20 protein-coding genes are annotated in these 20,978 nt (G+C 43.3%); 14 read left to right on the top strand and 6 right to left on the bottom strand.

What is annotated here, in order from left to right; translation table 11 throughout:
• Window positions 1-228: 228 nt before the first annotated feature.
• From ilvC to ilvA, 9 genes are all read left to right on the top strand, one after another.
• Entirely contained in the window at window positions 229-1,287 is a 1,059-nt protein-coding gene (ilvC, locus tag ACFQZX_RS15425) for a ketol-acid reductoisomerase (protein WP_377116989.1), read from the top strand.
• A gap of 142 nt (window positions 1,288-1,429) precedes the next feature.
• Window positions 1,430-2,845: a 3-isopropylmalate dehydratase large subunit gene (leuC, locus tag ACFQZX_RS15420; protein WP_377116987.1), complete on the top strand. Its 1,416-nt coding sequence runs from the start codon at window positions 1,430-1,432 to the stop codon at window positions 2,843-2,845.
• 32 nt (window positions 2,846-2,877) lie between these two features.
• Complete coding sequence (locus ACFQZX_RS15415) at window positions 2,878-3,279, top strand: GxxExxY protein (protein ID WP_377116985.1); 402 nt, start codon at window positions 2,878-2,880, stop codon at window positions 3,277-3,279.
• A 51-nt stretch (window positions 3,280-3,330) separates the two neighbouring features.
• Window positions 3,331-3,921 (top strand): 3-isopropylmalate dehydratase small subunit, encoded by a 591-nt coding sequence (gene leuD, locus ACFQZX_RS15410; RefSeq protein ID WP_377116983.1) that lies wholly within the window; start codon window positions 3,331-3,333, stop codon window positions 3,919-3,921.
• A 56-nt stretch (window positions 3,922-3,977) separates the two neighbouring features.
• On the top strand, window positions 3,978-4,772 hold the full coding sequence (locus tag ACFQZX_RS15405; protein ID WP_377116981.1) for a methyltransferase domain-containing protein: 795 nt from the start codon (window positions 3,978-3,980) through the stop codon (window positions 4,770-4,772).
• A gap of 70 nt (window positions 4,773-4,842) precedes the next feature.
• A complete protein-coding gene (gene leuB / locus ACFQZX_RS15400) occupies window positions 4,843-5,913 on the top strand; it encodes a 3-isopropylmalate dehydrogenase (RefSeq protein ID WP_377117084.1) in 1,071 nt (356 codons plus the stop codon).
• A gap of 62 nt (window positions 5,914-5,975) precedes the next feature.
• Window positions 5,976-6,734: a class I SAM-dependent methyltransferase gene (locus ACFQZX_RS15395; RefSeq protein WP_377116979.1), complete on the top strand. Its 759-nt coding sequence runs from the start codon at window positions 5,976-5,978 to the stop codon at window positions 6,732-6,734.
• A 110-nt stretch (window positions 6,735-6,844) separates the two neighbouring features.
• Window positions 6,845-8,005: a 2-isopropylmalate synthase gene (locus ACFQZX_RS15390; RefSeq protein WP_377116977.1), complete on the top strand. Its 1,161-nt coding sequence runs from the start codon at window positions 6,845-6,847 to the stop codon at window positions 8,003-8,005.
• A 9-nt stretch (window positions 8,006-8,014) separates the two neighbouring features.
• Window positions 8,015-9,265, top strand: coding sequence for a threonine ammonia-lyase IlvA (gene ilvA, locus ACFQZX_RS15385; protein WP_377116975.1), 1,251 nt, complete (start codon window positions 8,015-8,017; stop codon window positions 9,263-9,265).
• 116 nt (window positions 9,266-9,381) lie between these two features.
• Here the strand turns inward: ilvA and ACFQZX_RS15380 are convergent, their stop codons facing one another.
• Window positions 9,382-10,863, bottom strand: coding sequence for a phytoene desaturase family protein (locus ACFQZX_RS15380; RefSeq protein WP_377116973.1), 1,482 nt, complete (start codon window positions 10,861-10,863; stop codon window positions 9,382-9,384).
• A 72-nt stretch (window positions 10,864-10,935) separates the two neighbouring features.
• On the opposite strand from ACFQZX_RS15380, the gene ACFQZX_RS15375 reads away from it, so the two are divergent.
• From ACFQZX_RS15375 to ACFQZX_RS15360, 4 genes are read left to right on the top strand one after another with little or no spacing between them, the layout of a single operon-like run.
• Entirely contained in the window at window positions 10,936-11,769 is an 834-nt protein-coding gene (locus ACFQZX_RS15375; protein WP_377116971.1) for a phytoene/squalene synthase family protein, read from the top strand.
• A 3-nt stretch (window positions 11,770-11,772) separates the two neighbouring features.
• Window positions 11,773-12,348 (top strand): hypothetical protein, encoded by a 576-nt coding sequence (locus ACFQZX_RS15370; protein ID WP_377116969.1) that lies wholly within the window; start codon window positions 11,773-11,775, stop codon window positions 12,346-12,348.
• Window positions 12,348-13,022: a lycopene cyclase domain-containing protein gene (locus ACFQZX_RS15365; RefSeq protein ID WP_377116967.1), complete on the top strand. Its 675-nt coding sequence runs from the start codon at window positions 12,348-12,350 to the stop codon at window positions 13,020-13,022. Before ACFQZX_RS15370 ends, ACFQZX_RS15365 begins: the two co-directional genes overlap by 1 nt.
• A complete protein-coding gene (locus tag ACFQZX_RS15360) occupies window positions 13,019-13,264 on the top strand; it encodes a cytochrome b5 domain-containing protein (protein WP_377116965.1) in 246 nt (81 codons plus the stop codon). The genes ACFQZX_RS15365 and ACFQZX_RS15360 overlap by 4 nt, the downstream gene beginning before the upstream one ends.
• 52 nt (window positions 13,265-13,316) lie before the next feature.
• Here ACFQZX_RS15360 and ACFQZX_RS15355 read toward each other — a convergent pair whose 3' ends face one another.
• The 5 genes from ACFQZX_RS15355 to ACFQZX_RS15335 all read right to left on the bottom strand — a co-directional run bounded on the left by ACFQZX_RS15355 (window position 13,317) and on the right by ACFQZX_RS15335 (window position 18,337).
• The gene (locus ACFQZX_RS15355) at window positions 13,317-13,856 is read right to left on the bottom strand and encodes an RNA polymerase sigma factor (RefSeq protein ID WP_377116962.1); all 540 of its coding nucleotides are present in this window, start codon (window positions 13,854-13,856) and stop codon (window positions 13,317-13,319) included.
• Window positions 13,857-14,126: 270 nt separating this feature from the next.
• Complete coding sequence (gene murB / locus ACFQZX_RS15350; RefSeq protein ID WP_377116959.1) at window positions 14,127-15,146, bottom strand: UDP-N-acetylmuramate dehydrogenase; 1,020 nt, start codon at window positions 15,144-15,146, stop codon at window positions 14,127-14,129.
• 50 nt (window positions 15,147-15,196) lie between these two features.
• Window positions 15,197-16,876 (bottom strand): ArnT family glycosyltransferase, encoded by a 1,680-nt coding sequence (locus tag ACFQZX_RS15345; RefSeq protein ID WP_377116957.1) that lies wholly within the window; start codon window positions 16,874-16,876, stop codon window positions 15,197-15,199.
• 17 nt (window positions 16,877-16,893) lie between these two features.
• Window positions 16,894-17,877 (bottom strand): glycosyltransferase, encoded by a 984-nt coding sequence (locus tag ACFQZX_RS15340; protein WP_377116955.1) that lies wholly within the window; start codon window positions 17,875-17,877, stop codon window positions 16,894-16,896.
• 19 nt (window positions 17,878-17,896) lie between these two features.
• Window positions 17,897-18,337, bottom strand: a complete 441-nt coding sequence (locus ACFQZX_RS15335; RefSeq protein WP_377116953.1) for a sterol desaturase family protein — start codon at window positions 18,335-18,337, stop codon at window positions 17,897-17,899.
• A 170-nt stretch (window positions 18,338-18,507) separates the two neighbouring features.
• On the opposite strand from ACFQZX_RS15335, the gene ACFQZX_RS15330 reads away from it, so the two are divergent.
• On the top strand, window positions 18,508-20,871 hold the full coding sequence (locus ACFQZX_RS15330) for an ABC transporter permease (protein ID WP_377116951.1): 2,364 nt from the start codon (window positions 18,508-18,510) through the stop codon (window positions 20,869-20,871).
• Window positions 20,872-20,978 lie beyond the last annotated feature (107 nt).

Genomic DNA, 20,978 nt, shown 5'->3' with positions numbered 1-20,978 from the left:
CTCGAATTAGAAGAATTAAGGAATTAACAGAAATACTAAAATGACAATTCCTAAATTAATAGTCATGAGTAAATTAAACAAGCCAACTTTAATTCGATAAATTCTTTAATTCAATAAATTCGAGTTCAGACACCATAAAAAAATAAACGACTAACCAACTAATAAAACTAACATCGGTGTAAGCAAAAAAACCAATCGGTGTAATTAGCAAAGTAAAAACAAAAAACAATGGCAAAACTAAATTTCGGCGGTGTAGAAGAAAACGTAGTAACCCGCGAAGAGTTTCCTTTAGCAAAAGCTCAGGAAGTATTAAAAAATGAAACCGTAGCTGTTATAGGTTATGGTGTACAAGGCCCGGGCCAGGCACTTAATCAAAAAGACAATGGCATTAACGTAATTGTTGGCCAGCGTAAAAACTCAAAAACGTGGGATAAGGCTGTAAGTGATGGCTTTGTTCCCGGCGAAACTCTTTTTGAGATTGAAGAAGCCCTTGAGCGCGGTACCATCATTTGCTACCTGCTTAGCGATGCTGCCCAGATTGAACTTTGGCCGACTGTTAAAAAACACTTAAGCCCGGGTAAGGCCTTGTACTTTTCTCACGGTTTTGGTATCACTTTTAACGAGCAAACCGGCATCATCCCTCCGGCTGATGTTGATGTATTTTTGGTTGCTCCTAAAGGTTCCGGCACCTCATTGCGCCGTATGTTTTTACAGGGCCGTGGCTTAAATTCAAGCTATGCTATCTTCCAGGATGCTACCGGTAAAGCACAGGAGAGAGTTATTGCTTTAGGTATTGCTGTAGGTAGCGGCTACCTGTTTGAGACCGACTTCAAAAAAGAGGTTTACAGTGACCTTACCGGCGAGCGTGGTACTTTAATGGGTTGTATACAGGGTATATTTGCTGCACAATACGAAGTTTTACGGAGCAAAGGCCACACTCCTTCTGAAGCATTTAACGAAACTGTTGAAGAGCTTACCCAATCTTTAATGCCATTAGTTGCAGAAAACGGCATGGACTGGATGTATGCCAACTGCTCTACAACTGCTCAACGCGGCGCGTTAGATTGGTGGAAGAAATTCCGTGATGCCACTAAACCGGTATTTGAAGAATTGTACGAAAGCGTGGCAACAGGCAAAGAGTCGCAAAAATCTATCGACTCAAACAGCAAACCTGATTATCGCGAAAAACTAAACGAAGAATTACGCGAACTTCGCGAAAGCGAAATGTGGCAGGCGGGTAAAACCGTTCGCAGCTTAAGGCCGGAAAACCAGGCTGTAGAAGCGTAAGCCTTTTAAGTAGCAAGTAGTTAGTATCAAGTATCAAGACTTTGATATAAGTTATATTAACTGCTTGCTGCTTTACAAAAGAACAATATTGTATCAGTTGAGAACTTTACTTTATACTTGATACTAACTACTTGATACTAACATGGGACAAACATTATTCGACAAAATTTGGGACGCGCACGTCGTCAGCAGCAGCGAAGGCTTCCCGGATATTTTGTACATCGACACGCATTTTATTCATGAGGTAACCAGTCCGCAGGCATTTGATGGCTTGCGTCAGAGAGGGTTACCGGTTTTCAGGCCACAACAAACCGTTGCCACGGCCGATCACAACGTCCCCACCTGGGACCAGCACCTCCCCATTAAAGAAGAACTTTCCCGATACCAGGTTGATATGCTTACCAAAAACTGCAAAGAGTTCGGCATCGAGCTTTACGGTTTGGGGCATCCGTTCCAGGGTATCGTCCACGTTATAGGCCCTGAACTGGGCATAACCCGCCCCGGCGGCACCTATGTTTGCGGCGACAGCCACACCTCTACACATGGCGCTTTCGGTGCTATCGCCTTTGGTATAGGTACCTCGCAGGTAGAGCAGGTACTGGCTACACAGTGTTTACTGCAATCGCGCCCTAAACGTATGAAGATTGAAGTGAACGGCCAGCTGCAAAAAGGCGTTGGCGCTAAAGACATAATACTTTACATCATTTCGCAGATCTCAGCCGCTGGCGGCACCGGATATGCGGTTGAATATGCCGGTGACACCATCCGCTCGTTAAGTATGGAGGGCCGCATGACCATCTGTAACATGAGCATCGAAATGGGTGCCCGTTGCGGACTGATCGCTCCGGATGAAACCACCATCAACTATGTAAAAGGCCGCCAGTTCGCTCCCAAAGGTGAGGACTGGGATAAAGCAGTTGCTTATTGGCAAACTTTATATTCAGATGAGGATGCCGAGTTCGACAGCGTTTTAAGTTTCCGCGCAGAGGATATCGAACCTATGATTACCTATGGTACCAACCCGGGCATGGGCATTGGTGTAACACAGCATGTACCACAGGCTGCTTCTTTAGATGTTAAAGAGCAGGTATCTTACAAAAAAGCCCTTGATTACATGGGCTTGCATGATGATGAGCAGTTGTTAGGGAAACCTATCGATTATGTATTCATCGGCAGTTGCACCAACTCCCGTATTGAGGACTTACGCGAGGTGGCCAATTTTGTTAAAGGCAAACACAAGGCCGATAACGTTACGGTTTGGGTAGTACCCGGATCAAAGCAAGTTCAGGAACAAGCCATCCGCGAAGGTTTGGACAAGATATTTAACGAAGCAGGCTTTCCACTACGTGAGCCGGGCTGCAGCGCATGTTTAGGTATGAATGAGGATAAGATACCGGCAGGCAAATACTGCGTATCTACCTCAAACAGAAACTTTGAAGGGCGTCAGGGCCCTAACAGCCGCACCTTCCTTGCCAGCCCGCTAACCGCAGCAGCATCAGCAATTACAGGTAAGGTTACGGATATAAGGGAGTTTTTGTCTGAATCAGAACTCGTCTGAACTCGAATTCAAAGAATTGATGAATTAACAGAATGAATATAAAAAGAACACCTCAACAGTTTAACGACTGCACAAGCAGAATTATTGGTTGTGCGATGCGTGTTCACGCTACCTTGGGTAACGGTTTTCAGGAAGTGATCTATCAAAGAGCTTTAGAAATAGAGTTAGCAGACGAAGGTTTGAGATTTATACGCGAAATGGAAATGCCAATTTTTTACAGAGGTGAACAAATAGGCAGCCGTCGTGTAGACTTTTTTGTTGAAGGCGAAATAATGGTTGAGCTTAAAGCCATCATTACATTAGATAATTTGCACCTTGCTCAAGCCATAAATTATCTTGAGGCATACAATGTTAAAACAGGCTTGTTGATAAACTTTGGTAGTCAAAGTCTTCAATTTAAACGGTTATTAAATAATAAATACACTAAAATTTAATCAGAACAGTAATTCAATAAATTCTTTGAATTCCAAAAAATTCGAGTTCAGATGGCGACTAAAATATTCAAACACATACAAACCAGCGTAGTGCCTTTGGCTATCGAGAACATCGATACCGACCAGATCATCCCTGCGCGGTTTTTAAAGGCCACAACCCGGGAGGGCTTTGGCAATAATTTGTTTCGCGACTGGCGTTTTGATAACGACGGCAACCCGAAACCCGATTTTGTTTTAAACAACCCTACCTACAGTGGCAAGGTACTGGTAGCAGGAAAAAACTTTGGCTGCGGAAGCAGTCGCGAACACGCCGCCTGGGCAATTGCCGATTATGGCTTTGACGCGGTTGTTAGCAGCTTTTTTGCTGACATTTTTAAAGGCAATGCGCTTAATAATGGTTTACTGCCCGTACAGGTAAGTGATGATTTTCTCCAAAAGATATTTGATGCGGTAGCTGCAGATGCTAATGCAGAGGTAGAGATAGATCTGGAAAATCAGTTTATTAAAATTTCAGCTACCGGCGAGCAGGAAAATTTCGAGGTTAATCCCTACAAAAAAGCCTGCATGATCAATGGCTATGATGATATCGACTACATACTAAGCCAAAAGAATAAGATAGAAGAATTTGAGGCTGCGCAGTAAGTGGTAAATAGAAAATAGCGAGTGGTTTTACCAATAAACTATTGACCAGTGAACTAATGAACCAACAAAAGGAAATAAAACGCGAAGGCAAAGGCACTGCAAAACTGTTCGACGAGCGCAGTTTAGCGGCCGATTATGCCACGCTGCCTCCCTTGCTAAAGCAGGGCTGGCGTGTGCTGGATGTGGGCTGTGGCACAGGAGCTATTTCCAAAGACATTGCAAAGCTGGTTGGGCCAACAGGTAAGGTTATTGGTATTGATAACACCGAATACTTTATTGAAAGCGGCAAGGAAACTTATGCTGAAATAGAGAATCTCGAATTGCTTTATGCAGATTTGTACACTTACAAGCCGGAAGAAAAATTCGACCTGATAGTAAGCGCAAGAACGCTGCAATGGCTTAGCGATCCGCTTAAGGCCATTACCCAACTTAAAAGCTGGTTAAAGCCTTGTGGCATATTGTCTATCCTCGACTATAACCATGAGGCATTGGAGTGGCAACCCGAACCGCCCGCAAGCATGAGGCAGTTTTATGCTACTTTTTTACGCTGGCGTGCCGAAGCAGGGATGGATAACCTGATGGCCGATAGCTTGCCCGGATTATTCAGTGAAGCTGGCCTGACAGATATCCAGGTGCTTGATGCAAATGAAACTTACAAAGCTGGCGAGCCGAACTTTAAGCACAAAGCAGGGATATGGAGCAAGGTAGCGCAATCAACCCAAATGGTTGAGGAAGGTTACATCAGTGATGAAGACCGCCTGCAGGCAATTGAAGAGTATAATAAATGGATTGAAACTGACGCGCAACTGATGGTAATGAAACTAAAAGAAATACGCGGGACAAATAAATAACAAGCAAACGTTTTTGCGGGGGCCGAAGCTATTTTCCGGGTCTTCGCGATGGCTGAAAAAAATTATGGGCATCAAAAGAAATATATTAGTAATACCGGGCGATGGCATCGGCCCTGAGGTAACCACCTGGGGAAAAGCTGTATTAGAGCAGATAGGAAAAGATTTTGGTCACGAGTTTACTTTTGACCAGGCGCTGATGGGCCACGTAGCTATAGAGGCTACAGGCAGCCCGCTGCCGGATGAAACGCTGGAAAAAGCAAAGGCCAGCGATGCCATCCTTTTCGGTGCGGTAGGCCATGCCAAATACGACAATGACCCATCGGCCAAAGTAAGGCCTGAGCAGGGTTTATTAAAGATACGTAAAGAACTGGGGTTATATGCCAACCTGCGCCCTATCATGTTATTTGATGAGCTGCTGGATGCATCAAGCCTTAAGCCGGAGATTCTGCGCGGTACAGACATCCTGTTCTTTCGTGAGCTTACCGGTGATGTTTACTTCGGCGAAAAAAATCGCAGTGAAGACCGTAACACCGCCTCAGATCTGATGATCTATCATCGCTATGAGGTTGAACGTATCGCTACGAAAGCTTTTGAAGCAGCACAGGCACGTAATAAACGCTTATGTTCTGTTGATAAAGCCAACGTACTGGAAGCATCCCGCCTGTGGCGCGAGGTAGTGCAGGAGTTATCCAAGCAATATCCGGACGTTGAAACCGAGCACATGTTTATTGATAATGCCGCAATGCAGCTGGTGAAGAATCCTAAAAAGTTTGATGTGGTATTAACCGCTAACCTTTTTGGTGATATCCTTACCGATGAAGCATCGCAGATAGCAGGCTCTATGGGTATGCTGGCCTCTGCATCCGTTGGCGATGGTACCGGCTTCTTCGAGCCTATCCATGGTTCGGCGCATGATATCGCAGGTCAGGACAAAGCTAACCCGCTGGCCTCTATCCTTTCGGTAGCGCTGATGCTGGAAATAAGCTTCGGCCTTAAAGAAGAAGCCAAAAAGATCACCGACGCTATCGACAAAACTTTAAAGAACGGCTACCGCACCGGCGATATTGCCGATGCCAATACCGACAAAGCAAAAATATTAGGCACACAGGCCATGGGCCAAAAGGTGCTGGAGTATTTGTAAATAAGCCCCACTTAAGCCCTCCCCTGACGGGGGAGATTTAGAGGGGGCTAAAATGAACTAACATGAAGTGGAACGCTGAATTATATGATAACAAACACTCTTTCGTATTTCAATACGGCGAAAGCGTGCTGGAATTATTGGATGTAAAACAGGGCGAACACATCCTGGACCTGGGTTGCGGTACAGGGCATTTAACCAATGAGATACAAAAACTTGGCGCAGTGGCAACAGGTATTGATGCATCTCCCGACATGATCAAGAAAGCAAGGGACACCTATGGTAACGTTGATTTTTTTGTTGCCGATGGTGCCGACTTTCATTTCGACGAACAATTTGATGCGGTATTTTCAAATGCTACGCTGCATTGGATAAGGAACGCTGATTCAGCGATAAAATGCGTATATGATGCGCTTAAGCCCGGTGGCCGTTTTGTTGCCGAAATGGGTGGCAAAGGCAATGTATCTAAACTGATAGCTGCTACCAAGCGGGTGTTGGAGCAGCACGGCTATCACAAACAAGCCAAAACGCAGATATGGTACTTCCCATCCCTGTCGGAGTATACCAGCCGGTTAGAGGCACAAGGTTTCAGGGTAACATTTGCGGCACATTTTGATCGCAAAACGCCGCTGCAGGATGGCGATCAGGGTGTGGCTAAATGGATAACCATGTTTGCACCGTTGTACCTGGTTGGCATCCCCGAGGAAGAAAAAAAACAAATGTTAAAAGAAGTAACTGAACTGCTGGAACCGCAATATAATGAAAACGGCCAGTGGTATGCAGATTACGTTAGACTAAGATTTACAGCAGTAAAAGAGATGTGAGACATGAGATTGCTCACAAAATATTTTTCATCCTGAAATAAAATTAAAATTGATTAGAGGTACGAGTATAAAATCTCATATCTAAAATCTAATATCTAAAATCTAAAAATATGTTACACGATCCAAACCGCGTTTACGTTTTTGACACCACGCTTCGCGATGGCGAGCAGGTACCGGGTTGCCAGTTAACAACCCCCGAAAAGATTGAGATAGCCCGCGAGCTGGAAACGCTTGGCGTGGATATTATTGAGGCAGGTTTCCCGGTATCAAGTCCGGGCGACTTCCAAAGTGTTGTGGAGATATCAAAAGCGGTATCAGAACCAACAGTTTGTGCGCTTACACGTGCCAATAAAGGTGATATTGATGCGGCAGTTGAAGCTTTAAAATATGCAAAGCGCCCACGTATCCATACAGGGATCGGCTCATCAGACCAGCATATCAAACATAAATTTAACAGCACCCGCGAGGAAATTTTAGAGCGTGCTGTTGATGCTGTTAAGTACGCTAAAAAGTCGGTAGAGGATATTGAGTTTTACGCCGAAGATGCCGGCCGTGCCGATGTTGTTTTCCTGGCGCAAATGGTAGAAGCCGTAATAGCTGCCGGTGCAACGGTAGTAAACATACCTGATACAAATGGCTACTGCCTGCCCGACCAATATGGTGCTAAGATCAAATTCCTGAAAGAAAACGTAAAGAACATTGATAACGCCATCATATCCGTGCATTGCCATAACGATTTAGGTCTGGCTACAGCTAACTCTATTGCCGGGTTGCAAAATGGCGCACGCCAGATAGAAGGAACTATTAATGGTATTGGCGAACGTGCAGGCAATACCTCTATTGAAGAAGTGGTGATGATCTTGAAAACACACGGCACTCTTGGCCTGCATACTAAAATCAACAGTAAAAACTTTTATGAGATGAGCCGCATGATCAGCACCCAGATGCGTATGCCGGTTCAGCCCAATAAAGCTATTGTTGGGGCTAATGCTTTCGCTCACAGCTCGGGTATACATCAGGATGGATTCCTGAAAAACCGCGAGAACTATGAGATCATCAAGCCAGAAGATGTAGGTTTCCCAAGCGCCAGCATTGTACTCACTGCCCGTAGCGGCCGCCATGCACTGAAATTCCACCTGGAAAGGCTTGGCCATACCCTTTCAAAAGACGAACTTTACGAAGTTTACCAGCGCTTTTTGACATTGGCTGATAGTAAACTTGATATAAATGATGACGACCTGCAAGGCTTAATGGCCCATAAGCTGGTATAAAATTAAGTGATGGATACCGATACGCAATTGCATTTAGATTTTGATGCCGCCTACGCCAGGCTTAAGGATGTGGTGCGCCATACACCGCTGGAGTATAACATCCGTTTGTCTGAAAAATATGAATGCAATATTTACCTAAAGCGCGAAGACATGCAATTGGTGCGCTCTTATAAGTTAAGAGGTGCATTTAACATGATCAGTCAGCTAAGTGCCGAAGAACTAAGCCGGGGCGTGGTTTGCGCCAGTGCGGGCAACCATGCCCAGGGCGTGGCTTACTCATGCAAAAAAATGGGCATTAAAGGCGTCATCTTTATGCCCGAGATCACCCCAAAACAAAAGGTTAAGCAAACAGAAATGTTTGGGAACGGCAATGTAGAGCTGGTTTTAACCGGTGATACTTTTGACGATTGCCTGCGCGAAGCCCTGGTTTATACCCAAGAGCATGGCATGACCTTTATCCCCCCGTTTGACGATTACCGCACCATTGAAGGCCAGGGCACCGTGGGTGTTGAAGTACTGAAAGATCTGCCAGATCCGGAAGTTGCTATTATGCCTATTGGCGGCGGCGGTTTGGCGGCCGGTATGGGCAGCTACTTAAAGCAGGCCGTGCCTGGCATCACCTTAATTGGTGTTGAACCAGAGGGCGCCCCCTCTATGCTTACATCAATGCAAAACGGTGAAAACATTACACTTGCCGATATCGACCGTTTTGTTGATGGCGCCGCGGTTAAACGTGTAGGCGATAAAACATTTGCTATCTGCCGCGAGATTCTGGATGATATGCTTACCGTTCCGGAAGGGAAAGTTTGTACCACTATATTAAAGCTTTATAATGAGGACGCCATAGTAGTTGAACCGGCTGGCGCGTTATCTGTAACAGCGCTTGATGCTGTAAAGGACCAGATAAAAGGCAAAAACGTAGTATGCGTTATCAGCGGCGGTAATAACGATATCGACCGCATGGCCGAGATCAAGGAAAAATCTTTGCTGTACGAAGGATTAAAGCATTACTTCATTGTTCGCTTTCCGCAACGCCCGGGTGCGTTAAAACTGTTTGTAACCAAGGTTTTAGGGCCGGGTGATGATATTACACGTTTCGAGTTCATTAAAAAAACCTCAAAGGAAAACGGACCGGCGCTGGTAGGCATAGAGCTTAGAAACGCCGAAGACTACCCTGCCTTGCTGCAGCGTATGCAGGAAAACCGCTTTGATATCATTGAGATAAATAAGGACGCTACTTTGTTTGAGTATTTGGTGTAAGCTTAGCTTATAACAAATACCTTCATGTCTTTGCGGGGGAGGTACGACGAAGCAATCTTGGCATATCCGCTTGTCCTGTGAGATTGCTTCACTACCGTTCAGAATGACATGACTTTTTATCCTTTCAACATCTTCATAGCCTCTTTTGCAGCTATTTGCCCGGATATCAATGCAGGTGGTACACCAGGGCCGGGAACGGTGAGCTGACCGGTATGCAGTAAGTTTTTAACGTGTTTTGACCGCATGGCAGGTTTAAAAAAAGCGGTTTGAGATAAAGTGTTGGCGAGGCCATAAGCGTTACCCTTAAACGAGTGGTAATCGGCTTTAAAATCATCCAGAGCGTAACTGCGTTTAACAACAATGTTGTTGCGTATGCTTTGCCCGGTAATATGTTCAAACCGGTCCATCAGCAAATCAAAATACTTTTCCCTTGTTTCCTCATCATCCCTCAGATCCGGAGCTATAGGCATTAAAAAAAACAGGTTCTCCCCACCTTCGGGAGCGGCATCAGGGTCGGTTTTAGAGGTACAGCAAACATAGAACAATGGCTTTGTTGGCCATTGTGGCTGTTTATATATTTCATTGGCATGCGCATCAAAATCCTCGTCGAAAAACAAATTGTGATGCTGTATGCCTTCAATTTTTTTATCAGTACCTATATAAAATAATAAACTGGATGGCGACATGGTACGGCTATTCCAGTACTTCTCATTATAATTTTGGGCTTTCCGGGATAACAGGTGCTGATCTGTATGTTCATAATCGGCTCCGGAAATTACAAAGTCTGCTGTAAAATCGCCTTTGTTGGTTACAATAACATCGGCCCGACTTTCAAAAACGTTTATCCTGGTCACTTCGGTGTTCAACTTGATGTCAACGCCGTAGCTTTCTGCAATGCTTACCATCGCTTTAACAATCTCGTTCATGCCACCAATTGGGTACCAGGTACCCAGTACCAGGTCGGCATAGTTCATCATGCTGTACATAGCGGGTGTATCTTTTGGCGTTGCTCCTAAAAACAACACCGGGAACTCAAGCAATTTTATCAGCTTTGGGTTTTTAAAATATTTGCGTACATGGCTGCTCATGCTGGTAAGCAACTGCATACTCATACTCTTCATGATAAGCTGCAGATCAATAAACTCTGTCAGCGAGTGTGAAGGCCGGAAAACATAATCGCTCATGCTCACCCTGTATTTATAAGCAGCCTGTTTCAAAAACGCTCTTAGGCCGGCACTGCTTCCCGGCTCAATATCCTCAAACAGTGCTTCAAGCTGCTGCATACCGGCAGGAACATCTAATATATCACCTTTACCATAGTAAACCCGATATCCCGGATCAAGGCGCTTTAATTCATAAAAGTCAGACGGCTTTTTGTCAAACAATGCAAAAAAGTCCTCAAAAACATCAGGCATCCAGTACCAGCTTGGCCCCATATCAAAAGTAAAACCATCTTTTTCCCAAATACGGGCCCTTCCTCCTGGCTGGTCGTTTTTTTCTAAAAGGGTAACTTTATAACCCTTTTTTGCTAATAAGCATGCCGAAGCAAGCCCCGCGAAACCTGCACCAATTACAAGTATGTGCTCTTTTTTACTCATTTGCTGCCAATTTAAGCATTTACTAACAAGGCGCTGAAAAACAATACGAGTTTCCTTTTGTACATTTGGGTAATGAACCTATTTGACCAAACATGCTTTGAATGCAGCAAGCTTATTACCACTAAGTACAGCACATCGTTTAGTACTGGCATACGTGCGTTTGATAAACGGTTTCGTTACCCGGTTTATGCCATATACGGTTTTGTACGCTATGCCGACGAAATTGTGGATACTTTTTACGGCCACAATCAGCGCGAACTGATCGATGATTTTCAAGCGGAAACCTTCAAAGCTATCGATCGCGGCATCAGCACTAACCCGGTATTGCAATCATTTCAGCAGGTAGTTAACCAATATCACATCGAAAAAGATTTGATAGAGGCATTTATTACTTCGATGAAGATGGATCTTGACAAAACCGAGTACAATGATACCGGCTACAAAAACTACATTTATGGCTCTGCAGAAGTGGTTGGATTAATGTGCCTGCGCATTTTTTGCGAAAACGATCCTGATTTGTACAACAAACTGGTCCCTAAAGCCCGTAGCCTGGGTTCGGCGTTCCAAAAGATTAATTTCTTAAGAGATATAAAAGCGGACTATGAAGACCGCGGACGTACTTATTTCCCTGAGGTGGATTTCAGCAATTTTACTGAAGAAGACAAGCGACTGATAGAGGCAGACATTAAAAAGGATTTTGACGATGCTTTTGAAGGTATAAAGCAATTACCCAAAGGTTGCCGCCTGGGTGTATATGTTGCTTATATCTATTATCTTCAGTTATTTAAAAAAATAAGTGCTACCTCAGCCTGTACAATTATTAACAAGCGGATAAGAGTATCCGATTCGCAAAAGCTGCGTTTGTATTTTAAAGCCTTATTGCATCGCAAACTGAATTATATTTAACCGATGACTGTAACATTAAATATGCAGAAGCTATCCACTTTTGGACGTTTGTTGACAATATTGCTCATAACAACGCTTAGTACCGCTTTTACTACTGATGATGCCGTACAACCTAACCTGCACCACATACGCAAATTACTGGTTACTGCTCTTGACAGTAAAAAAGTTACCGATTCTTTATATAACAACCTTACAAGCATCAAAGACAGGCATCCTTTAATAAACGGTTACATAGGTACCCTGCAGGCTTTAAAAGCAAAACACGCCTGGAACCCGTATTATAAGATCAAACATCTTAACGATTCTGAAAAAACCTTTAAAGAGGCGGTCAGTCATGATCCGCATAATATCGAGATCCGCTTTATGAGGTTTTCGATAGAGCACAACGTACCAGGCTTTTTAGGCTTTAACAAAAACCTGGTTACCGACAGGCAGGAGATGGTGCGGCAAATTGAGAATAAAAACTATTCTTCAGCCGATAAAGCGCTGGTAAAAACGATCATTGACTTTTTAATAGAGTCCAAACGCTGTACACCTGCAGAAAACAACATGCTCAAGCAAACATTATCCGCTTTATAGTGAAATACACCTATCTGATCATTAACCTGCTGACAGTATTTTTCCCGGTGATATTATCATTTGATAAGAGGGTGCAGTTTGTCAAAAGCTGGAAATTCATCTGGCCGGGGATGGCCATTACCGGCTTGATATTTTTGTTTTGGGACGTATTGTTCACCATTTATGGCGTATGGTCATTCAATAATAAATATATCATCGGCCTTAAATTCTTCGGCCTGCCGTTAGAGGAGGTTCTATTTTTCCTGACCGTGCCGTTTGCCTGCATTTTTATTTATGCCTGCCTTAATTATTATATAAAATGGCAGATGAGCCCAAAAGCAGCAAAGTTTATCACTCTTGTTTTGATCGCCATTTCCTTTATAATGTTAATATCTTATTACAACCATCTGTATACAGCGGTAACTTTTGCGCTGCTGATTGTAACGCTACTGGTATTATTTAATAAGAGCTGGCTACCGCAGTTTTATTTGGCCTACCTTGTGTCGTTATTGCCGTTTTACCTGGTTAATGGGTTGCTTACCTCTATCCCGGTAGTATTGTATAATAACTCTCAGAACATGGCCTTCAGGGTTGGTACAATCCCTTTCGAGGATCATTTTTACAGCATGGCATTGCTGATGATGAATATCGCCTTTTTTGAATACTTCCGCAATCGCCGTAATTTTACTACATGACCGATCTGCCTTTATATACCCGATCACAACTTGCCCTGCGTAACGGGCAGGATAAACCGCAGATATGGGTCGCTTACAAAGGGGTTATCTATGATGTTACCCAAAGCCGGCTTTGGCGTAACGGCAAACACTACGAACACTGGGCCGGGCAAGACCTTACCGACGAGTTAGCTGATGCACCACATACAGCAATAGTGTTTGAAAAATTTGAAGCAGTAGGGTGTTTAAAGTTACAGGCATAAAAAAACCCGCCACGTAGGCAGGTTTCTTTATATATATGTTGAGTTTATTTGCTTATTCGTTTTCGGCATATACCGGTTTGGCAACACCATTATCATAAGCTTTTAAGTTCTTTTTAAGTAATTTACGAGCTACGTGTATGCGTGTTTTAACTGTACCGATAGGGATATCCAGGTGATCTGCTATTTCGTGATATTTATGGCCTTCAAAATACATGGTGAAAGGCACATAATAGTCAGATGGTAAACGGTCTAACGCGCGTTTGATATCGTCCATCACAAATTTTGATTCACCCTGATTTTTAGTTGAACTGAACACCAGGTTTGGAGACGAAATCTCATCGCTCTTGGTAACAAAAGTGCTCATCTTAACAAAACGGCGATAATTGTTAATGAAGGTATTTTTCATGATGGTATACAACCACCCTTTTAAATTAGTACCTTCTTTAAACTTATTATAATAAGTTATGGCTTTCAACATTGTATCCTGAACAAGGTCGTTAGCATCGTCTGCGTCATGAGTAAAGTGTAAGGCATAAGACCTTAATGAACTTGCTTGACGTAATACCAGGGTGTTAAACTCAATCTTTGTCATTCTGTTAATGTTTTGTATTTGTATTTATACAAACACGATACCATTAATGACAATACAGGTAAATTTGGACTGTGCTATACACCCTTAAGTTTTAGAAAATATAATTTGCCTTTAACAGTTATACATCATAAATAACTTATAATCAGCATATTAATTTAATCAACCATTATAAGCAGATTTAAGCCCTTCTTAAATGATTAAAAAAAATGTTACAACATTAAGTGTTTGTAAATGAGAGTTGTAAAAAACTTACCGGCTAAAACAGAGGCGCTATTGTATGATATTTACTTCACGTTGCAGGGTAACGCCAAATTTATGATACACACTGTCTATAATTTGCGACGAAAAATTATACACTTCTTCTCCGGTGGCCCCTCCATGGTTCACTAAAACCAGGGCCTGGTTCTTCCAGGTGCCAGTATTTCCTACAATTTTACCCTTCCAGCCGCATTGTTCAATCAGCCAGCCGGCAGCAAGCTTTACCTGGCCATCGCCTGCAGGGTAGTTTACTACATCCGGAAACTGTTGTTGCAGAGCTTGAAACTCCCCGAGGCCAATCACCGGGTTTTTAAAAAAGCTACCCGCGTTGCCGATAGTTGATGGGTCGGGCAGTTTAGATACGCGGATATGAGCTACAACCTGCGATACATCCTTAATAGTAGGTTCGGTAATATCACGGTTAGCCAGTTCCTGCTCAATTGCCCCATACTTCAGGTTGATATTTGGCTTTAGCGATAAATGAAATTTTACAGAGGTGATGATATACTGCCCCGCCAGTTCGCTTTTAAAAACACTTTCACGGTAACCAAATTTGCAGTCGGCCTTAGTAAACACTTTAAATGCGCCAGTAGCAATCTCAAAGGCACGGCAGCTTTCAAATACATCTTTAAGCTCTACCCCGTAAGCCCCTATATTTTGTATAGGCGATGCGCCTACAGATCCGGGTATCAGGGTCAGGTTTTCCATACCGGCGTACCCATGATCTACGCAGTAGTTCACCAGGTCGTTCCATACCTCTCCTGCCCCGGCCTCAACAAATACATCCTCATGATTGATGCGGTGTTCAATGCCGCGAATGTTTAGCCGTATTACTAAACCATCAAAATTATTTACCAGTAACATATTGCTACCGCCGCCCAGTACCAATCTTGGCAATTGCTTCCACTGCTCATCGGCAAACAACTCCGTTAAATCATCTTCGTGATTGATCTCGACAAAGTAGCGGGCATTTACATCTATACCAAAAGTGTTAAAGTTTTTTAGTGATATGTTTTCCTGAATTTGCAGCATGTGGCGGGTATATTTATAGTGTGGCGAATTTCGCGAAAAATCAGGAAGCGTTAGCGATTAACTGCCTGATTATTTAATGTGATCAGATAATACTGGTTTAAAGCCGTGTTTCTTTTAAAACTGTTAATAAACGGCATGGTCAGGTTTTCGCGGCCATAATTGTCAAAGGTTTTCAGCACATTGAATAATACTCCTTCGCTTTTCAATTGATCAAGCACCTGCCTTTCGGTAAAAATAATCTGTCCGGCTTGCTTTTTCGCATCATTGGCATCGATATATTTAACCGGCTGTTTCATGTAAAAGTCAAGGCGGTTGCTGGTAACAGATGATACAAGTGGTTTGCCAGGATAGTTTTTGTTCATAAAATCAGCCGCCGATACATCGCCTTTATAGCTAACCAGTAACGGATATACAACAGAGATAACATAAATGTTGACACAGATTACGACACAGCAACTCAACAAAAACACCGGCTGAAAGGCGGCGCCTCTGTTTTTATAAATGTAACCCGTTAACAACACCAGCAACATTACTATCACAATGAAAATCCACAGCTTTTGCGGTGCAAACAAAATATTTAAAGCTATCAGTACTATAAGCAATAACCCGCAAATGATGTATTGGCTGATATTAAAAAATTTAAGCTCTGCACCAACGGTAAGTCGTCTTAAAAAGACAGCGAGTATCATGGCGAAGAACGGGAACAGTATGTTGGTGTAAAAAGGCAGTTGAAATTTTGAGATGGAGAAGATGATCAGCATAGGAACCGATGCGCATAAAGCTACATACTCCGGCTGGCCCACACCTTTAAGTAAGTTGCGGATATTTTTAAAAAGCGCATAAAAAAACACAATAGCCCAGGGCAAAAAGGCCCAAAGCAGCGTATGTAAAAAGAAAAAGATGCTGCCGTGAGAATTGCGTATATAGCTGTTATTATTAAACCGGCCGAATTGGCTCTCCCACAAAAACCAGTGTATGCCCGACATCCCTGTACGACCGAACACTTCTTTCTCTGGATGAAGATCAAACTGGGTATATAATGTATAGATCTCTGGCAGGATAAATACTGCTGTCAGTAATACAGCCAGCAGCCATTTCCAATGAAACAAACCTTTAAAATTTTTCTTGAACAGGTAATCGCCGATAATGGCAAACCCTATCGGAATCAGCAGATAGATGCCTTTGGTCATTACGGCGCATCCGGCAAATAATGACGCGAGTAAGATATCGCCCCAGGTAAACCGTAGCTTTACCTTATAAAAGTGATAAACGCTTCCCATCAGTAAGCCCATTATATAAGGCTCTGCACGAACATCAGTATTAGACATGATGACATGTTGAGAGGTAAGCAAGATCAATACGCTTATCAAAGCGGTTTCAAAGCCGTAAAATTTTCTTGTCAGCAAGTAAGTGTACACTACTGACATCAGGAAAAATATTAGTGCGGGTAATTTATAGGCCACCGTATTTACACCGAACAACTTAAAACTTAATGCAGCCACCCAAAACGGGAAATGGGGTTTATCCAGCCAGTCGCGGCCATGATAGATGAGGTCCGCAAAGTTATTGGTATGCGCCATATTGCGGGCCAGCAGGCTGTACAATGCGGGGTCATCAGTAAAAAACTTAACAGTTATACCAGCCAGGTTAAGCAACACCCCCAACAATATAAATACAATTAAAGGCCTTGTTTGTATAGGTGTTGCGTGTAATGCCGTCCGGGTATTCATTTAAATAAATGTATAAATTAATTGTTCCACGGCAAAAATTTGGGTTGGGCGGCCGCAGCTACTGCAGGTTTAACCGCGTTGAGCTTTTCGCCATTCAGTACACGCTCATACATATCAAGGTACTGCAATGTCATACGCCCTATGTTAAAGTTATCAGCGGCATATTGATGACATAGCTGATTGTCGTAAGCATCGGCGTTCTGCAAACCGTTTACCAAAGCAGAGCGGCTATCCGATAACAAACCCAAACCGGTTGGTACCAGCTCCGGTAAGGCACCGTACGGTGTGCCGAAAACCGGGCAGCCATAGTACAGGCTTTCAATAATGGCAATGCCGAATGGCTCATGCCATAAAACCGGGAAAAGCAGGGCTTTTGACGCGTTCATTACCACGGCCTTTTGCCTATCATCAACCATACCTTTAAACCGTACATTTAAGTTTGGCGTAAAGCGGAAACCCATTTTAATGTTAAGGCGATTGCCGCCAAGTACAATCAGCTTATTATGGCTCTTTGTGGCAACGTCTATAGCACCCCGTACATTTTTTACCCGCCAGGCGGCTTTTGCCAGGAAGTGTGTATGATTACGTTGCTTATTAAGATCGGGAATGGGATAATCGGCCAGATCGATACTGTTATGCACATAAGCAACAGCCCCGTGGCGCTGCGCGTGGTTGGATGATACAAACACCGAGTTTTCATGCATCTGCGTACCAACCGGCGGGTTTACATGAATGGTGCTGATAAATGGCTTTTTGCCGAACCCCTCTACAGGATATTGAAAATGAACGATGTCGGTATCATCAGGCACCTGCTCGGCAACATCCCTGTTGTAATCCCTCTCAATAACCTTTGCAAACGGGCAGTATGAACCCTGGTTAACCAGGTAAGTAACCTTGTGCCCTATCCTGTCAAGCTCGCGGCCCAGCCACCATATAATGCGCTCGGTACCGCCATATTTTGTTACCGGTATCTGGTTGTTACTGACGATAAGGATGTTCATTGCAGCGCAAAAGTAACAATTAGCGTTTAAACCATTTCCGGTTTGTTACCAATAATCCAAATTCCTGCGATGGCCATTTTTCCGTCGACTTATGGTGTATCTTATGCGCCCGGCGGATGCCGTTCAAATAGCGGTTGTTGGTTTTGAAACTTTTGAAGCGGTTATGAATAAACCAGTCGTGAAAAATGAAGTAGATGATGCCGTATACACTGATCCCTGCCCCTATCCAGAAGCGGTAATCTAAAATAATATGCCCTGCCCACATCAGCCACAAGGCCAATGCTGCAAAACCAATACTGAAAAGGTCGTTCAGCTCGAACCAGCCATGGCGTTGCTGGTGGTGCGTTTTATGGATAAACCAAAGCGGCCCATGAAAAAGATATTTGTGCATTGCCCATGAAAGCAGCTCCATTGAAGCTATGGTACCTATTAATATCCCGGTATTTAATAATGCCTGCATTATTCAGTTAACTTTAAAAATAGGCAACAGTTTTACAATTGTAATACACCCGCACGCCGGGTGTTCGATTCCGAACGATTCTACCACCTTGTACCATTTCAATATATTGATTATCAATAAATTAAAATAATGGCATAACATTTTATATCATTATATTGATATTAACGATTATGATAAAGAACTACTTTAAAATAGCCTGGCGCAATTTATGGAAAAACAAGGGTTTTTCTTTGATCAATATCATCGGCCTGGCAACCGGCATGTGCGGTGCTATCCTGATCTTTACCTGGATACAGAACGAGTTAAGCTTTGATCGCTTTTATAAAAATACAGACGATCTGTACAAAGTATGGAACCGGTCTGACAAGGATGCCGGCGGTAATATTTACACCTGGGATATTACATCATCACCTATCGCTCCCGAGCTACAACAAAACTTTCCGGAAATAAAGGCAGTTGCTCGCGTATACTGGCCCAACGACCGCCTTTTTAACTACAAGGATAAAAGCATAGTAGCTAATGGGCTCGACGTAGACCCGCAGTTTATAAGCATGTTTGGCTTCCCGATGCTAAATGGTAACGAGCACGCGCTAAACGACCCCAAAGGCATAGTACTTACTGCCAGCCTGGCCAAACGCATTTTTGGTAACGAAAATGCAACGGATAAGGTACTGCGAATAAACGATAATGAAACTTATAAAGTAACGGGCGTTGTTGCTGATCCACCCACAAATACCCAATTTCAATTTGATTACCTGGTATCACTTGAACCGAACATTGGCAAGTTTGCGCCTCATAACTGGGCAAATGGGTCATACAACACTTATGTACAATTAAAAAAAGGTGCCAATGGCCAAAACTTGAATAGAAAAATCGAGAACATAATGCGCAATCATGATGCATCGCTGCATTATGGCCTATTTTTGCATCCGGCAAGTAAATGGCACCTGTACTCAAGGTTTGAAAACGGAAAACCAGCCGGAGGCGCTATAGAAACAGTACGTTTACTGTTGGTTATTGCCCTGCTTGTATTGCTCATTGCATGTATCAACTTTATGAATCTGAGCACCGCACAGAGCGAAAAACGCGGTAAAGAGGTAGGGGTTCGCAAAGTAATTGGTGCTAACAGGTTTGCTATAATCAAGCAATTCCTGGCAGAATCAGTATTGATCACAACCATAGCTGGAGTAATTGCTGTAGCCCTTGTACAGCTAACTTTACCGGCATTTCACGAGCTGACCGGCAAAAAGCTGACTATAGATTACAATAATCCTTATCTATGGCTGGCGGGTGCTGGCTTTGTGTTGATTACTGGCTTGCTTGCAGGCAGTTATCCGGCATTTTATCTGTCATCTTTCAGGCCGGTTAAGGTTTTAAAGGGCTTATTTAAAAGCAGGGCCCAGGTAATTACCCCACGCAAGGTATTAGTGGTTACACAGTTCACTATAGCTATTGTGCTGATCATCTCAACTATTGTTATTTACCAGCAAATAAACTATGTACAAAACCGGGATAATGGTTATGTTAAAAATAATTTGATAGAGCACCCTATCAATGGATCGATAGGTAAAAATTTTGAAATAATCAAAAACGAGTTATTGAACAATGGCGTAGCATTAGCTGTAAGTAAAACCAGTTTACCGGTAACCATTGATGGCAGTAACGGCTCGGGCTTTAACTGGGGCGATATGGACCCTAATCATAAAAATATAGGCTTTAGCAATTTTGCCACTACCGGCGATTTTGTAAAGACATTTGGTTTTAAACTTATGGCAGGCAGGGATATCGATTTTAACAAATTCCCTTCAGATACTTCGGCCGTCTTAATAAACGAGGCGGCATTACAAACCATGGGCTTCAAAGACCCTATTGGCCAAACCATAATGGCCGGCACCAACCCGCTTAAAGTGGTGGGCGTAATAAAAAACTTCATTATCGGCTCGCCCTACCAGGCAGTTGGCCCGATGATCATTTATGGTACCAACAGATGGTTTTATAATACTATGACGATCAGGCTTAACGATGCTAATTCGGTTTCGAAAAATTTAAAAGTTGCACAAGCGATATTTAAAAAACACAACCCGGCTTATCCTTTTCAATACCAGTTTGTTGACCAGGAATATGCCCAAAAGTTTAAGGATGAACAGCGTACCGGCAAAATAGCTTTCACCTTTTCGGCGCTAACCATATTAATATCCTGCCTTGGCTTATTCGGACTTGCTGCCTATATGGCCGAGAACCGCGCCAAAGAGATAGGCATACGTAAGGTGCTGGGAGCTGGTGTTGCCAATCTGATGCAGTTGCTTACCCGCGATTTTGTATTGCTGGTGCTGATATCAGTTGTAATTGCAGCGCCTATCGGCTGGTGGTTCATGAGCAAGTGGCTGCAGGATTTTAGCTACCGCATTCAACTCAGCTGGACCATCTTTTTATACTCGGGTATACTGGCCGTGTTAATAGCCATTATAACGGTAAGCTTCCAGGCGGCGAAAGCGGCTATGGGCAATCCATTAAAAAGCATTAAAACCGAATAAGCTTATATTTCAATAAAAAAAGCGGCTGCCTCGATCGGGGCAGCCGCTTTTTTTATCATTGAAGACTTAATCCTTACTAAGACTATTATATCAGGAAATACAGTTCC

It is taken from the genome of Mucilaginibacter litoreus, assembly GCF_042676805.1.
Lineage (GTDB): Bacteria > Bacteroidota > Bacteroidia > Sphingobacteriales > Sphingobacteriaceae > Mucilaginibacter > Mucilaginibacter litoreus.
Note: the sequence above shows the minus strand (reverse complement) of the source record. Positions and strands in the feature narration are given on the sequence as shown.

Excerpts from the sequence above, each read along its gene's own strand:
- ilvC (WP_377116989.1), top strand. The coding sequence starts at position 229 with ATGGCAAAACTAAATTTCGGCGGTGTAGAAGAAAACGTAGTAACCCGC.
- leuC (WP_377116987.1), top strand. The coding sequence starts at position 1,430 with ATGGGACAAACATTATTCGACAAAATTTGGGACGCGCACGTCGTCAGC.
- ACFQZX_RS15415 (WP_377116985.1), top strand. The coding sequence starts at position 2,878 with ATGAATATAAAAAGAACACCTCAACAGTTTAACGACTGCACAAGCAGA.
- leuD (WP_377116983.1), top strand. The coding sequence starts at position 3,331 with ATGGCGACTAAAATATTCAAACACATACAAACCAGCGTAGTGCCTTTG.
- ACFQZX_RS15405 (WP_377116981.1), top strand. The coding sequence starts at position 3,978 with ATGAACCAACAAAAGGAAATAAAACGCGAAGGCAAAGGCACTGCAAAA.
- ACFQZX_RS15395 (WP_377116979.1), top strand. The coding sequence starts at position 5,976 with ATGAAGTGGAACGCTGAATTATATGATAACAAACACTCTTTCGTATTT.
- ACFQZX_RS15390 (WP_377116977.1), top strand. The coding sequence starts at position 6,845 with ATGTTACACGATCCAAACCGCGTTTACGTTTTTGACACCACGCTTCGC.
- ilvA (WP_377116975.1), top strand. The coding sequence starts at position 8,015 with ATGGATACCGATACGCAATTGCATTTAGATTTTGATGCCGCCTACGCC.
- ACFQZX_RS15380 (WP_377116973.1), bottom strand. The coding sequence starts at position 10,863 with ATGAGTAAAAAAGAGCACATACTTGTAATTGGTGCAGGTTTCGCGGGG.
- ACFQZX_RS15375 (WP_377116971.1), top strand. The coding sequence starts at position 10,936 with ATGAACCTATTTGACCAAACATGCTTTGAATGCAGCAAGCTTATTACC.
- ACFQZX_RS15370 (WP_377116969.1), top strand. The coding sequence starts at position 11,773 with ATGACTGTAACATTAAATATGCAGAAGCTATCCACTTTTGGACGTTTG.
- ACFQZX_RS15360 (WP_377116965.1), top strand. The coding sequence starts at position 13,019 with ATGACCGATCTGCCTTTATATACCCGATCACAACTTGCCCTGCGTAAC.
- ACFQZX_RS15355 (WP_377116962.1), bottom strand. The coding sequence starts at position 13,856 with ATGACAAAGATTGAGTTTAACACCCTGGTATTACGTCAAGCAAGTTCA.
- murB (WP_377116959.1), bottom strand. The coding sequence starts at position 15,146 with ATGCTGCAAATTCAGGAAAACATATCACTAAAAAACTTTAACACTTTT.
- ACFQZX_RS15345 (WP_377116957.1), bottom strand. The coding sequence starts at position 16,876 with ATGAATACCCGGACGGCATTACACGCAACACCTATACAAACAAGGCCT.
- ACFQZX_RS15340 (WP_377116955.1), bottom strand. The coding sequence starts at position 17,877 with ATGAACATCCTTATCGTCAGTAACAACCAGATACCGGTAACAAAATAT.
- ACFQZX_RS15335 (WP_377116953.1), bottom strand. The coding sequence starts at position 18,337 with ATGCAGGCATTATTAAATACCGGGATATTAATAGGTACCATAGCTTCA.
- ACFQZX_RS15330 (WP_377116951.1), top strand. The coding sequence starts at position 18,508 with ATGATAAAGAACTACTTTAAAATAGCCTGGCGCAATTTATGGAAAAAC.